The sequence below is a fragment of the Vibrio sp. 99K-1 genome, from assembly GCF_013114585.1.
Taxonomy (GTDB): domain Bacteria; phylum Pseudomonadota; class Gammaproteobacteria; order Enterobacterales; family Vibrionaceae; genus Vibrio; species Vibrio chagasii_B.
In genome coordinates, this window is the sequence record NZ_VTXF01000026.1 from 67,289 (window position 1) to 80,370 (window position 13,082).

The 13,082-nt window shown below is 46.3% G+C and carries 15 protein-coding genes; 8 read left to right on the forward strand and 7 right to left on the reverse strand.

Going from position 1 to position 13,082, the window contains the following annotated elements:
* The 4 genes from trkA to def form a co-directional block, all read right to left on the reverse strand.
* Positions 1 to 1,377: a Trk system potassium transporter TrkA gene (gene trkA / locus F0228_RS19265; protein ID WP_171731228.1), complete on the reverse strand. Its 1,377-nt coding sequence runs from the start codon at positions 1,375 to 1,377 to the stop codon at positions 1 to 3.
* Positions 1,378 to 1,487: 110 nt separating this feature from the next.
* Positions 1,488 to 2,768, reverse strand: a complete 1,281-nt coding sequence (gene rsmB, locus F0228_RS19270; protein WP_060983483.1) for a 16S rRNA (cytosine(967)-C(5))-methyltransferase RsmB — start codon at positions 2,766 to 2,768, stop codon at positions 1,488 to 1,490.
* 89 nt (positions 2,769 to 2,857) lie between these two features.
* Positions 2,858 to 3,805 carry a methionyl-tRNA formyltransferase gene (gene fmt, locus F0228_RS19275; RefSeq protein WP_060983484.1) on the reverse strand — a complete coding sequence of 316 codons (948 nt, stop codon included), beginning with the start codon at positions 3,803 to 3,805 and terminating at the stop codon, positions 2,858 to 2,860.
* Positions 3,806 to 3,840: 35 nt separating this feature from the next.
* A complete protein-coding gene (gene def / locus F0228_RS19280) occupies positions 3,841 to 4,356 on the reverse strand; it encodes a peptide deformylase (protein WP_008221567.1) in 516 nt (171 codons plus the stop codon).
* Between the two features lie 140 nt (positions 4,357 to 4,496).
* Between def and F0228_RS19285 the strand changes: the two genes are divergently transcribed.
* Genes F0228_RS19285 through F0228_RS19300 form a run of 4 tightly spaced genes read left to right on the forward strand, consistent with a single transcriptional unit; the run spans position 4,497 to position 7,752 of the window.
* The gene (locus tag F0228_RS19285; RefSeq protein WP_171731229.1) at positions 4,497 to 5,582 is read left to right on the forward strand and encodes a LysM peptidoglycan-binding domain-containing protein; all 1,086 of its coding nucleotides are present in this window, start codon (positions 4,497 to 4,499) and stop codon (positions 5,580 to 5,582) included.
* Positions 5,579 to 6,691, forward strand: a complete 1,113-nt coding sequence (dprA, locus tag F0228_RS19290; protein WP_061033973.1) for a DNA-processing protein DprA — start codon at positions 5,579 to 5,581, stop codon at positions 6,689 to 6,691. Before F0228_RS19285 ends, dprA begins: the two co-directional genes overlap by 4 nt.
* 2 nt (positions 6,692 to 6,693) lie before the next feature.
* Entirely contained in the window at positions 6,694 to 7,170 is a 477-nt protein-coding gene (locus tag F0228_RS19295; protein WP_029235095.1) for a DUF494 family protein, read from the forward strand.
* Positions 7,171 to 7,182: 12 nt separating this feature from the next.
* Positions 7,183 to 7,752, forward strand: a complete 570-nt coding sequence (locus tag F0228_RS19300) for a topoisomerase DNA-binding C4 zinc finger domain-containing protein (RefSeq protein WP_171731230.1) — start codon at positions 7,183 to 7,185, stop codon at positions 7,750 to 7,752.
* A 74-nt stretch (positions 7,753 to 7,826) separates the two neighbouring features.
* Here the strand turns inward: F0228_RS19300 and F0228_RS19305 are convergent, their stop codons facing one another.
* Together F0228_RS19305 and purE are read right to left on the reverse strand one after the other, a co-directional pair.
* The gene (locus tag F0228_RS19305) at positions 7,827 to 8,957 is read right to left on the reverse strand and encodes a 5-(carboxyamino)imidazole ribonucleotide synthase (RefSeq protein ID WP_171731231.1); all 1,131 of its coding nucleotides are present in this window, start codon (positions 8,955 to 8,957) and stop codon (positions 7,827 to 7,829) included.
* 5 nt (positions 8,958 to 8,962) lie between these two features.
* The gene (purE, locus tag F0228_RS19310; protein ID WP_105057688.1) at positions 8,963 to 9,448 is read right to left on the reverse strand and encodes a 5-(carboxyamino)imidazole ribonucleotide mutase; all 486 of its coding nucleotides are present in this window, start codon (positions 9,446 to 9,448) and stop codon (positions 8,963 to 8,965) included.
* A gap of 195 nt (positions 9,449 to 9,643) precedes the next feature.
* On the opposite strand from purE, the gene F0228_RS19315 reads away from it, so the two are divergent.
* From F0228_RS19315 to F0228_RS19330, 4 genes are all read left to right on the forward strand, one after another.
* On the forward strand, positions 9,644 to 10,201 hold the full coding sequence (locus tag F0228_RS19315) for an L-threonylcarbamoyladenylate synthase (protein ID WP_061033976.1): 558 nt from the start codon (positions 9,644 to 9,646) through the stop codon (positions 10,199 to 10,201).
* A 20-nt stretch (positions 10,202 to 10,221) separates the two neighbouring features.
* Positions 10,222 to 11,139 (forward strand): oxygen-dependent coproporphyrinogen oxidase, encoded by a 918-nt coding sequence (hemF, locus tag F0228_RS19320; protein ID WP_061033977.1) that lies wholly within the window; start codon positions 10,222 to 10,224, stop codon positions 11,137 to 11,139.
* Positions 11,140 to 11,216: 77 nt separating this feature from the next.
* Positions 11,217 to 12,047, forward strand: coding sequence for a shikimate dehydrogenase (aroE, locus tag F0228_RS19325; protein ID WP_171731232.1), 831 nt, complete (start codon positions 11,217 to 11,219; stop codon positions 12,045 to 12,047).
* A 17-nt stretch (positions 12,048 to 12,064) separates the two neighbouring features.
* Positions 12,065 to 12,334, forward strand: coding sequence for a DUF1488 domain-containing protein (locus F0228_RS19330; protein WP_105057685.1), 270 nt, complete (start codon positions 12,065 to 12,067; stop codon positions 12,332 to 12,334).
* On the opposite strand, the gene F0228_RS19335 is transcribed toward F0228_RS19330, so the two are convergent.
* The gene (locus F0228_RS19335; protein WP_008221548.1) at positions 12,331 to 12,876 is read right to left on the reverse strand and encodes a gamma carbonic anhydrase family protein; all 546 of its coding nucleotides are present in this window, start codon (positions 12,874 to 12,876) and stop codon (positions 12,331 to 12,333) included. The two genes, F0228_RS19330 and F0228_RS19335, sit on opposite strands and share 4 nt — an antisense overlap.
* Between the last annotated feature and the right edge of the window lie 206 nt (positions 12,877 to 13,082).

Sequence of the window (13,082 nt, forward strand, 5' to 3'; positions counted from 1 at the left end):
CTACAAGAAGAACGGACTCGGTTGGAAAAGAGACTCAACATCAGGCACGTACTTCTTGTCTACTAGGAACATTACTACGTGGTCATCTTGCTCGATCACGGTTCTATCGTGCGCAATAAGCACCTCTTCTCCGCGAACAATGGCACCAATAGTGGTACCCGGTGGTAGTTTGATATCGCCAATCGCTCGGCCAACCACTTTCGATGTGGTTTCGTCACCGTGGGCAATGGCTTCGATCGCCTCAGCAGCGCCGCGACGTAGAGAGGATACGTTAACAATATCAGCACGACGAACGTGAGTAAGTAGCGCAGAAATGGTCGCCTGTTGTGGAGAGATTGCAATGTCAATTACACCGCCTTGTACAAGGTCGACATAAGCACCGCGCTGAATCAGTACCATTACTTTCTTGGCACCCATGCGCTTAGCCAGCATTGCTGACATGATGTTGGTTTCATCTTCATTGGTTAGGGCAATGAATACATCAACTTGATCGATATTCTCTTCGGTTAGCAGCTCTTGGTCTGCGGCGTCACCACAGAATACGATGGTGTTTTCTAATTCTTCAGACAGCTTCTCTGCACGCGTGTAGCTGCGCTCGATAAGCTTGATGCTGTAGCTCTGCTCAAGGCGTTTCGCTAGGCTTGCACCGATGTTACCACCACCGACAATCATGATACGGCGGTACGGTTTTTCTAGGCGTTGTAGCTCACTCATGACTGAGCGGATGTGGTTACTTGCCGCTACAAAGAACACTTCATCATCGGCTTCAATGATGGTGGTGCCTTGCGGTCGAATAGGGCGACCTTGACGGAAGATAGCCGCCACACGCGTATCGATGTGCGGCATGTGCTCACGCAAAGCAGACAGGGCATTACCAACCAGTGGACCACCGTAGTAAGCTTTTACCGCCACTAGGCTGACTTTCTGTTCTGCAAAGCTCACCACTTGTAGTGCGCCTGGGTATTGGATCAAACGTTCAATGTAGCTGGTCACCAGCTCTTCCGGTGCGATCAGGTGATCGACAGGAATAGCGCCTGATTTGAACAGCGCTTCTTTCTCTTCCAGATATTCTGGAGAACGAATACGTGCAATTCGGTTTGGTGTATTAAAAAGAGAGAAGGCAACCTGACATGCGGCCATGTTGGTTTCATCCATGTTGGTTACTGCAACCAACATGTCGGCATCTTGCGCACCCGCTTCACGTAATGTGTTTGGGTGGCTGGCATAGCCATTTACAACCCTAAGGTCATATTTATCTTGAAGTTCACGCAGTCGGTCGGCGTTACAGTCGACGATCGTGATGTCATTGTTTTCACCCACTAGGTTTTCAGCAAGGGTACCGCCTACTTGTCCAGCACCTAGGATAATGATCTTCATAGCCTTTCTCTTATTTTTGCCGTTGTAATTCTAGTGTTCTCATTTTGCTTTGATAATGCACTAGAAAGAAACAGCGGCTAAGAAATAAAATTCTTAGCCGCTGTTAATTGTTATGCCTGTTTTACTAGAACTGCGTAGTAGAAGCCATCCATATCTTCTTCACCAGGCAGTATTTGACGACCCGGATTTTCGATATCAGACCCAACTAGCGTTGCGTTCTCAGTGCGCTCTAGGAATGCTTTCACCTGCAGAACGTTCTCTTGCGGTGTGATAGAGCATGTCGCGTAAACCATGGTGCCGCCTTCTTTCAGCTGGCGCCACATTGCATCCATGATCTCACTTTGCAGTTCAGCAAGCGCTTCAATATCAGATGCTCGACGTAGCCATTTGATGTCTGGGTGACGACGGATTACGCCAGTCGCAGAACAAGGAGCATCAAGCAGGATACGGTCAAATTTGTCGCCCATCCACCACTCTTCAGGGTAGCGAGCATCGCCACAAATTACGTCGGCACGCAGTTGTAGACGTTCAAGGTTATCGTAAACACGGTCTAGGCGTTTAATATCACAGTCAATCGCAACCACTTCAGTGTCGTTGGTGTGCTCAAGAATGTGTGCGGTTTTACCGCCAGGGGCTGCACAACAGTCTAGGATTAGCTCACCATCTTTTGGTGTTAGGTAATCTACAGAAAGCTGAGCCGCTGCGTCCTGTACTGAAACCCAACCTTTGTCGAAGCCTGGCAATAAAGTTACATCACAAGGTGAAGCCAATTTTATTGCATCTGCTGCTTCTGAGTGCAGGGTGTATTCAATGTTTTCGTTTTTAAGCAGTTCAACATACTCGTCACGAGTGTGGTGTTGGCGGTTTACGCGCAGCCACATCGGTGCCTTGCTGTTGTTGGCTTCAATCAGTTGCTCCCATTGTTCTGGGTAGCTCTCTTGAAGCATTTTTAGAATCCAGCTTGGGTGGCCGTATTTGCCCGCGTTGTGGCTAACGGCTTTTTCATCCAGCTCTTCTTGGTCACGTAGGTAGCTACGTAATACTGCATTGATCAAACCACTTAGGCTTGGACCGCGCAGTGTTTTGGTGCCCTCAACCGTTTCCGCAACAGCTGCATGCGAAGGAATACGCATGAAGCTCAGTTGGTAAATGCCCACCAAAATTAGGTGGTGGAATACGCGCTTTTTACCTTTAAGCGGGTTTTCCATCAGTTCGTTAGCGATTGACTCTAGGCGAGGTAGGTAACGAAGTGCGCCGTAGCAAATCTCTTGCAGTAGAGCATGGTCTCGCGGGCGGATCGTTTTTTGAGCCGCAGGGAGAGCGTGTGAAAGAGAGTGGCCTTTATCGACAACTTGAAATAGGACATTTGCAGCAGCAGCGCGAACATTCATGAGGGGTACCGAATATTTATTTAAATACATGAGGGCATCTCTGCCCTCGTAAAGGTTTTCTAAACTGCGTGATGGCAGCTTTAAAGCGGTTAAGAAAGTTGAGTTCCAACTTCAAACCAGCTTGCACGAGAGTTCAAGATATCCTGAACTGACATGGCTTTCTTACCTGGAACTTGTAGCTGCTCAAGAACAAGTACACCTTGCCCTGTTGCTACATAGATACCAGTTTTATCGGCTTGCAGAATCGTACCTGCAGGCTTATCAGAGGTTTGCTCTGCCACACGGCTTTGCCATACCTTGATGCTGTTTTCTGCAGCTTCAAAGTGGCTCATTGGCCATGGGTTAAAAGCGCGAACGCAGCGCTCAATATGAGCCGCGTCATCACTCCAGTTGATACGTGCTTCTTCTTTGCTTAGCTTCTTCGCGTAGTTCGCAAGCTCATCATCTTGCTTTTCAGCTACTGCCTTGCCTGAAGCGATGTCAGCTAAACACTCAACTAGAGCGTCAGGGCCAAGGCCTGCTAACTTCTCGTACATCGATGCACTAGTATCTGTCGCTTCGATTGGTAACGTAGCGATGCTTAGCATGTCACCTGTGTCTAGGCCGATATCCATCTGCATGATCGTAACGCCAGTCTCTTTATCACCCGCCCAGATAGAGCGTTGAATTGGAGCAGCACCACGCCAGCGCGGTAGAATAGAACCATGCACATTGATACAACCTAAGCGAGGCGTATCTAGAACCACTTGTGGGAGCAATAAGCCGTACGCTACAACAACCATGATGTCCGCATTCAAATCCGCTAGCTCTTGCTTAGCTTCATCTGACTTAAAGTTTTCTGGTTGGTAAACCGGAATGTTATTTTCAAGAGCGATGTTTTTTACTGGGCTCGCAGTCAGTTTCTTACCGCGGCCTGCTGGACGATCTGGCTGTGTATAAACAGCAATAACTTCATGCTCCGAAGACAACAACGCCGCCAAGTGACGGGCGGCGAAATCCGGAGTACCTGCGAAGACAATTCTTAAAGACTGACTCAAGGTAGGCTTCCTTCTTAATTTAGTAATAGCTGCGATTAATTGCCTTGCTTCTCATTGAAGCGTTTGATTTTCGCTAGCTTATCTTGAATACGTTTACGCTTAAGTGGCGATAGGTAATCAACAAATAACTTGCCTTCTAGGTGATCAAGCTCGTGCTGAACACAGATAGCCAGAAGGTCATCAGCGTCGAAGGTGAATTCGTTGCCGTCACGGTCTAGTGCTTTAACCGTTACTTCTGCAGCGCGAGGTACTAGAGCTCGAGCGCCAGGTACAGATAGACAACCTTCTTCGATACCATCTTCGCCGCGTTTCTCGATAATTTCAGGGTTGATAAGAACCATTGGTTCATCACGCGTTTCTGAAATATCAATTACTACGATACGCTGGTGGAAATCTACCTGCGTCGCCGCAAGGCCGATACCTTCTTCGTCGTACATGGTTTCAATCATGTCATCAACGAACTTTTGAATCTCTGGGGTAACTTCTTTTACCGGTTTCGCCACGGTACGTAGACGATCATCTGGTAATGTTAATACTTGTAATACAGACATATACACTCGAAATATTGAACTGTGCCGAAACAGCTTTAACCTTGTTGGCTCAATTCTAGACATTTTAGAGGTCAAATGACAGCATCCTGATGGTAATTCTCCAATCCGATGTCATATATACAGACCAAGGAAGCTAGGTCATGCGTCATATTTACTCCACTTTATCGCTTGTTTTTTCCTCAATTTCTTTTGCCGTGGTGGCAGAGAATAGTGAACAACCTTTAACCATTAAGCGAGGTGCGCCAGAGGCTTATGTGGTGGTTAAGGGCGACACCTTGTGGGATATCTCTGCGATGTATATCGATAGTCCTTGGTTGTGGCCAAGGTTATGGCAGGTGAATCCAGAGATAGAAAATCCTCACCTTATTTATCCCGGAGACAAACTGTCGTTGGTTTGGATTAATGGTGAACCTGTCTTGAGCCTCAAGCCTGTTATCAAACTCAGCCCTAAGATTCGTGTCTCGGAGAAGAAAGCAGTACCTACCGTCAACGAGGGGTTGGTTTTGCCTTATTTGCAGTCTGATCGCTTGGTTGAGCAGCAAGATATTGACTCGGCGCAACGAGTGTTGGGAACAAGCGATGGAAAACGCTTCTTGTCTGGTGCAGATCGGTTGTTTATCTCGGGAAACCAGCAGCATCCTAAGTGGGGTATCTACCGCGCCGTTGAAACTTATCAAAGGCAGCAGCCTCAAGCGAGTATCACTTCTTTGCGCTTGGTTGCCACTGCGCGCTTAAAAGAAGTGGACGATGAGTTCAGTAGCTTACAGATAGACACTCAGCTGCAAGAAGTTCTACTTAATGACCTAGTACTACCCGAACTGGGTGTCGACCAAGTGAATCTTTCTACTACGTTTTATCCTACCCCTAGTGCGGCGGGTCAGTTCGCCAATGTTTTAGGTTCTCTCGAGGGTAATCAGTACAGCGCTAAAAATCAGGTGGTGGTAATCAATAAAGGCTCACAGGACAATCTTCGTCAAGGCTCCATGTTTACCCTAAGTGAAAGTGGTGCAGTCGTGTTCGGCAAACAAGGTGAATACAGTTACAAAGAGTCTGCAGCGAGTAATAAAGTGCAGCTACCAAGTACCTCGCTCGGTAGCTTGATGGTCATTCGTCCTTATGAGTATTTCAGCCTCGCCTTGATCACTCAAAGTTCAAAGCCAGTGAGTAACGACATTGTGGCGGTATCGCCTTTGGACCTTGCAGTGACGGAAGAGGGAAGCGAGTGAATGAACAGCAACTGATTGCTTGGTTAACGTTAAGCTTTATTCCGCAACTGGGTGGAAAGCGTCTTGCTCGCCTACTGAGTGTTGATTCTCCTTTAAACATTGTTGGTTACTCAGGGCAACAGCTACAAGCACTAGGTTTATCAACCAAACAAATCTCCTATCTACGAGAACAAGCCCCAAGAGAGGTAGAGGCTTGTCTCGCTTGGCGAGCTAAACAATCCAACCATCACATCCTGACTCCGAGTTGCCCACATTATCCTAAATTGCTGAGTGAGATTGCCTCGGCGCCTACTGTGCTTTTCGTTAGAGGTAACGTTGAAAAGCTGATTGAACCTCAAATCGCGATGGTTGGCAGCCGTAATGCCAGCATCGAAGGGCTACAGACGGCGAAATCATTCGCTAAAGAGTTTGTACAAAATGGTTTGATTGTCACCAGCGGCTTAGCGCTTGGTATTGATGGTTATGCCCATGATGGCGCACTAGATAAAGGAGGCGAAACCTTTGCTGTATTGGGCTCAGGCTTGGATTCTATTTATCCTGCAAGACACAGAAACCTCGCGGCTAGGATATGTGAAAGTGGGGCGCTAATTTCAGAGTTTCGTCCAAGTGCCAAACCGCGACCTGAACATTTCCCGCGTCGCAATCGTATTATTAGTGGCTTATCGTTAGGAACCTTGGTGATCGAGGCTGCAGAGAAAAGTGGTTCACTCATTACCGCTCGCTATGCTTTGGAGCAAGGACGTGAAGTCTTTGCGCTTCCAGGTTCTATTCATAGCCCGACGAGCCGTGGAGGCAATAGCTTAATCAAAGCCGGCGCTTGCTTGGTACAGAGTGCTCAAGATGTATTGGTTGAAATAAAGAGTCTGTTAGACTGGTCTATAGATCAACAGCCTAATTTATTCGAACCTGCGCCAAGCTTGGAAGAAAATGAACAATTGCCATTTCCACATCTGTTAGCTAACGTAGGATTAGAGGCGACACCCGTTGATATTTTGGCACAGAGAACCCATATACCTGTGCATGAAGTCATGATGCAGCTTTTAGAGCTTGAGCTCTCAGGGCATGTTGTTGCAGTTTCCGGTGGCTATATTCGAAAGGGGAGAGGCTAGCTATGATGATGGACATACTGATGTACTTGTTTGAAACCTACATCCATAGCGATTCTGAATTGCAGGTGGATCAAGACGAACTTGAAGATGAACTTCTTCGAGCGGGGTTTCACCAAGATGATATTTATAAGGCTCTCCATTGGTTAGAAGACCTTGCTGCACTGCAAGATACCGATAACCAAGCGGCGATTACTATGTGCTCTAATACCTCGATGCGTGTTTACACAAGTAAAGAGATATCACGTATTAATATGGAGTGTCGTGGTTTCTTGTTGTTCCTTGAGCAGATCAACGTTCTCACGACAGAGATTCGTGAAATGGTGATTGATCGTGTGATGGGGTTAGAGACCAATGAATTTGAGTTGGATGATCTGAAGTGGATTATCTTAATGGTACTGTTCAATGTACCGGGTAATGAAAGTGCTTACACGCAAATGGAAGAGCTGTTGTACACCAAAGAGCAAGGTATCTTGCATTAATACAGGCTTATCATGAGTAGTAAGATTGATAATCAGCTTTTTTCAGCACATGAACATGCACTAGAGCATGAACCGTGTCCACAGTGTGGCGGAGAGCTTCAGCTTCGCCATGGTAAGCACGGCCCGTTTTTAGGCTGTAAGCAATATCCAGATTGCGACTACATCAAGCCTTTGCACCAAAACGATGGTCATGTAGTGAAAGAGCTGGGTGTACCGTGCCCTAAATGCCAAAACGAGCTGGTGTTGAGGCAAGGTCGCTATGGCATGTTTATTGGTTGTAGCAGCTACCCTGCGTGTAATCACATCGAATCTTTAGACCAGCCCAAAGAACAACCTGAAGAGCAGCCGTTGGTCGGCTGTCCTGAATGTGGCAAAGGCCATTTGGTCGAGCGTAAATCTCGCTACGGAAAAACTTTCTACGCGTGTGATAACTACCCTAAGTGTAAGTTTGCAGTAAACCAGCAGCCTATTATCGGTCGTTGTGAAGCGTGTCAGTTCCCGCTGTTACTTGAGAAGAAAACAGCTCAAGGGATGAAAAAGCAATGTGCCGACCGCAAATGTCACCACATTCAATCTGAATAGCCTCAGGTTATAGAAATAAAAATGGCGCTCACTGAGCGCCATTTTTGTATCTAAACTAACAAAGCCATGCTGGCTTATTTCATCTGCTCAGCGAACTCATGAATAGCTGGATAAGCTTTTTTGTCGAGGATATCTGCTAGTGAACATAATGTTCTTTGCAATTCGGCGTTGTAGTCTGCGCTCACGTTAATGTGCCCCATCTTACGGCCTGCTCGTTTCTCTTTACCATACCAGTGCACATGACAACCGCCCTGAGCCAAAATAGCGTCAGGTAGAGTATCTTCACCAAGGATGTTGATCATTGCGGTCGGACGAATCAGCTTGGTGCTACCTAGTGGCATTCCACAGACCGCACGAAGGTGATTCTCAAACTGACAAGTCTCGGCACCTTGCTGTGTCCAGTGACCTGAGTTATGAACACGTGGTGCAATCTCGTTAACCAACAGTGAACCTTGAACGTCAAAGAACTCAAGTGCTAGCACGCCAACATAATCTAAGCGCTCAGCAACCGCAGTAAACATGGCTTTCGCTTGTTCTTGCAGCTCAATATCATCAATTGCGGTCGATAAGCTCAATACGCCATCGGTGTGAACATTTTCTGCCAATGGGTAAACTTGAACCTCTCCATTGGTTCCACGCGCACCAACCAGTGATACTTCACGGTCGAATGGAACAAACTCTTCTGCCACGATTGCTTGATTGTCGGTTGCAGTAATGCACTCGGCCATTTCTGTCCAAGTTGCTTCAACGTTGTCTAAGGTCTTTAAACGCCACTGGCCTTTGCCATCGTAGCCGCCAAGTGTGCTCTTCAGCACCATAGGTAGGCCAACATGAACAATTGCAGCGTCAAAGTCTTCGCGAGAGTTAATCACATAGTACTTAGCGTTCTTTACGTTCGCTTCGTCTAATAGCGCTTTTTCGAGGCGACGGTCACCGCCAGCTTTGATTGCTTCTGTGGTCGGTAAGAACTTACCGCTGTGCTCACATACTTCAAGCACATCATGAGGGATGTGTTCGAATTCAGCAGTAATCACGTCCGCGCGCTCAATCGCATTTTCTAAGCCGTTGCCTAGAATCGCTTGCGTTAATGGATGAACAATATTTTTGCTGCCAACATCAAAAGCAGAAATTTCAATATTCAGTGGTGCCCCAGCTAGGGACATCATGCGAGCAAGTTGGCCCGCGCCTAACACAAGAACATGCATGGGAATTAGTCCTCTGCAGGGTTTGGATTAGCAAGTACCGTTTCTGTTTGCTCAGAGCGGAATGCTTCTACTTTTGCCATTATTTCTTCATTGTGTGTACCAATGATTTGAGCAGCTAGGATGCCAGCGTTCGCTGCACCCGCTTCACCGATAGCTAGAGTACCTACAGCAATACCTTTTGGCATTTGCACGATAGAAAGCAGAGAATCCATGCCTTTCAGCGCTTTAGACTGAACTGGAACACCAAGTACAGGTACGCTTGTGAAAGCAGCTGCCATGCCTGGTAGGTGAGCTGCACCGCCAGCACCAGCAATAATGACTTTAATACCGCGCTCTTTTGCACTGGTTGCGTAGTCTGCAAGCAACTGAGGTGTGCGGTGAGCTGAAACCACTTTTGTTTCGTACGCTACGCCAAACTGATCCAACATGTCCGCAGCTAGCTTCATTGTTGGCCAATCAGATTTAGAACCCATGATAATACCGACAGTCATCTCAAACTCCTTCAGGTACGATTTAATTAGTGATTAGATATTTTGCGCGCATTATACGGGTAAAATTGCTTTAGGAAAACGTTTGCGTCAGTCTAAATTGCCAATTGATACATTTTATAAACAAATAGCTTTAGTAACAGTGAGTGATAATTTGTACACTTAGCGAGTTCGATAACTGACTTAATGAGGCAACCCGTGGATAACTTTCAACATACATTGCAGGCATTACAACAGGGCGAAGTCATTGCTTACCCGACCGAAGGCGTTTTTGGGGTTGGTTGTGATCCTGATAATCCACATGCCATCAAGAAATTACTCGAGTTAAAACAGCGTCCAGTTGAAAAGGGCTTGATCTTGATTGCGGCAAGTTACGAGCAGCTGCTTCCTTATATTGATGAAAGCCAACTGACCGATGAGCAACTAGCGACGGTTAAAGCAACATGGCCGGGGCCGGTCACTTGGATCATGCCAACCAGTGCTAAAGTGACTGATTGGGTGAGTGGTCAGTTTGATTCAATCGCTGTGCGAGTGACGGATCACCCTTTGGTTCAAAGAATGTGTAATGAATTCGGTAAGCCGTTAACCTCTACCAGTGCTAACCTGACGGGCGAACCGCCTTGTATGACGACTGAAGAAGTACAACAGCAACTTGGTCAACACTTGGTTGCGATTCTTGAAGGGAAAACGGGTGGTCGTGACAAGCCAAGCGAAATCAGAGATGCAAAAACGTCGAAAATATTAAGACAGGGTTAAACCCTGCAAAGGAAAGTAAAATGTCAGCAATTGATAAAGAAGCAGTAAAGCAGTTTTTACTGAGCCTACAAGATTCGATTTGCCAACAGCTTGAACAAGCTGATGGTAGCGCACTGTTTAAAGAAGATGCATGGGAACGCGAACCTGGCGATCGCCTTGGTGGCGGTGGCCGTACTCGTGTTATGACTGACGGTGCGGTCTTTGAACAAGGTGGTGTAAACTTTTCTCACGTTGCAGGTAAGGCAATGCCCGCTTCAGCAACCGCTCATCGCCCTGAATTAGCAGGACGTAAGTTTGAGGCGATGGGGGTATCGTTAGTTATCCACCCTAAAAATCCTTATATCCCAACTTCTCATGCTAACGTTCGATTCTTTATTGCCGAAAAAGAAGGCGAGGACCCTATTTGGTGGTTCGGTGGTGGTTTCGATTTAACGCCATTCTATCCTTTCGATGAAGATTGCCAGTCTTGGCATCAAACCGCTAAAGACTTGTGTGCGCCATTTGGTGATAACGTGTATCAAGAACACAAAGAGTGGTGCGATAAGTACTTCTATCTGCCTCACCGCGATGAAACGCGTGGTGTTGGTGGTCTGTTCTTTGATGACTTAAATGAGTGGGGCTTTGAAAAGAGTTTTGCTTACATGCAGGCTGTTGGTGAAGGTTATGCTGCGGCGTACCTACCTATTGTTGAGCGTCGTAAAGAGACAGCTTATGGTGAACGTGAGCGTGACTTCCAGCTTTACCGCCGTGGTCGATACGTTGAATTCAACCTCGTCTATGACCGTGGCACCTTATTTGGCCTACAAAGTGGCGGACGCACAGAATCTATCTTGATGTCTATGCCGCCATTGGCTCGCTGGGAGTACCGTTACGAACCTCAAGCAGGGTCACCAGAAGCGTTGCTTTATAGTGACTACCTAAAACCTCGAGCTTGGTAGTTCTTCCTTCCTTATAGGGATAGTGATAGGGTCATCTATATAGATGACCCTTTTTATTATTTCTGTTAGGTAAGGATATGACACAGCAAGTAGATCGTTATGCCGTTTTCGGTAACCCTATTGGGCAAAGCAAATCGCCATTCATCCACACGTTATTTGCTCGCCAAACTAACCAGCAGCTTACCTATGCAGCACTGCAGCCAGAACATGGCCAGTTCATTACCTCGGCTAAAGCCTTTTTTAGTGAAGGTGGAAGAGGGTGTAACGTCACAGCACCATTTAAAGAAGATGCTTATCAGTTTGCTAATCGATTGACTGAAAGAGCTCAACTAGCTGGTGCCGTTAATACATTGAAGAAGCTAGATGACGGAGAAATCATTGGTGATAACACTGATGGTGAGGGGCTTGTTCAAGATTTACTTCAACACCAAGTAGTATTAGAGGGAGCTCGAGTCCTCTTACTGGGTGCTGGTGGCGCAGCAAGAGGAGTGATTCAACCTTTGCTTGATCAAAAGCCACAGCAATTAGTGGTGGCTAACCGCACCAGTTCAAAGGCTGAATTGTTAGCTGACATGTTTGCTTCGCATGGAAACATAAAAGGGATGGGGCTAAGTGATGTGAACGAAGGCTTTGATGTCATTATTAACTCCACGTCATCAGGTCTAAGTGGTCAACTACCAGAAGTTTCTCCTGCTATCTTCAACGATAATAGTGTCGTCTACGACATGGTTTATGGTTCGGGCAATACGGTATTTAACCAATGGGCATTAGATAATGGTGTTCATGCTGCTTATGACGGCTTGGGGATGTTAGTAGGGCAAGCGGCTGAGAGTTTCATGTTGTGGCGTGGTCTTCGCCCGGGCACAAAACAGATTTTAAGAGAATTACGTAAGAACCTAGAGATATAACAAGGTATTCAGAAAAAATGAATCAATCAATCCTATTCCCAGATATCCAAAATTGGGATGAAGAGAGTCAATCTATTATCTTCCCAGCTCAGCAGTCAGGCGCACTGATTGAGTGTGAAGTGTCGATTGAAGAGTTGTCACGATTATCAGACAAAGAAATCGAAGGCGGCGAACAAGCTTTGGCTATCTTTGCAGAGCTTCGTTTTGATATTGAAGAGTTAGCGGAAGAGTTAATAGAAGAAGAGGAGTATGACTCCTCTAATCGAATTCAGATTAAAGCGCTTTAAACGGGAAGCACAGAGTCTAGGTAGTCGTTTTTATTCTGAACATAGTTGTCAGCTGATTTCTGTAAAAAAGCACGTTCCTTATCATTCAGTGGGCGTGCTTGTTTAACTGGGCTTCCTACATATAGATAGCCACTTTCAAGCACCTTGTTAGGTGGAACCAAACTTCCTGCACCAATCATCACGTCTTGTTCGACGACCACACCATCTAATACGATAGCGCCCATACCCACGAGTACACGATCTTTAATCGTGCAACCATGTAGCATCACTTTATGGCCGATAGTGACATCATTGCCGATTAATAGAGGATAACCTTCAGGGTTCTCAGCATTCTTATGGGTAACATGGAGAACACTACCGTCCTGGATATTAGTTCTATCGCCAATATGGATATGATTCACATCTCCTCGAGCTGCGACTAAAGGCCATACACTAGAGTCATCACCAATTTTGATATCACCAACAAGTACTGAGCTTGTATCTATATAGACACCTTGTCCGATCTGAGGTGATATACCTTTGTAACTACGTATTGAACTCATAAATCCTCCTTTATATAGGCACCATAAGCCTTTATTTGTGGAGAATACTAGTGAAAATGGCGTGTTTTGAACAAAAAACACTCGAACAATCAAAAAAGTAAGAAAAACTTAAAAAAGGGCTTGCCAGTGTGATCGAAATCTCTATAATGCCACCTCGCTGACACGGGATGGCTTCTTAGGAAACCAGAACGAATCAGTAAGCCAAG

Excerpts from the sequence above, each read along its gene's own strand:
- trkA (WP_171731228.1), bottom strand. The coding sequence starts at position 1,377 with ATGAAGATCATTATCCTAGGTGCTGGACAAGTAGGCGGTACCCTTGCT.
- rsmB (WP_060983483.1), bottom strand. The coding sequence starts at position 2,768 with ATGAATGTTCGCGCTGCTGCTGCAAATGTCCTATTTCAAGTTGTCGAT.
- def (WP_008221567.1), bottom strand. The coding sequence starts at position 4,356 with ATGTCTGTATTACAAGTATTAACATTACCAGATGATCGTCTACGTACC.
- F0228_RS19285 (WP_171731229.1), top strand. The coding sequence starts at position 4,497 with ATGCGTCATATTTACTCCACTTTATCGCTTGTTTTTTCCTCAATTTCT.
- F0228_RS19295 (WP_029235095.1), top strand. The coding sequence starts at position 6,694 with ATGATGATGGACATACTGATGTACTTGTTTGAAACCTACATCCATAGC.
- F0228_RS19300 (WP_171731230.1), top strand. The coding sequence starts at position 7,183 with ATGAGTAGTAAGATTGATAATCAGCTTTTTTCAGCACATGAACATGCA.
- F0228_RS19305 (WP_171731231.1), bottom strand. The coding sequence starts at position 8,957 with ATGCATGTTCTTGTGTTAGGCGCGGGCCAACTTGCTCGCATGATGTCC.
- purE (WP_105057688.1), bottom strand. The coding sequence starts at position 9,448 with ATGACTGTCGGTATTATCATGGGTTCTAAATCTGATTGGCCAACAATG.
- hemF (WP_061033977.1), top strand. The coding sequence starts at position 10,222 with ATGTCAGCAATTGATAAAGAAGCAGTAAAGCAGTTTTTACTGAGCCTA.
- aroE (WP_171731232.1), top strand. The coding sequence starts at position 11,217 with ATGACACAGCAAGTAGATCGTTATGCCGTTTTCGGTAACCCTATTGGG.
- F0228_RS19330 (WP_105057685.1), top strand. The coding sequence starts at position 12,065 with ATGAATCAATCAATCCTATTCCCAGATATCCAAAATTGGGATGAAGAG.
- F0228_RS19335 (WP_008221548.1), bottom strand. The coding sequence starts at position 12,876 with ATGAGTTCAATACGTAGTTACAAAGGTATATCACCTCAGATCGGACAA.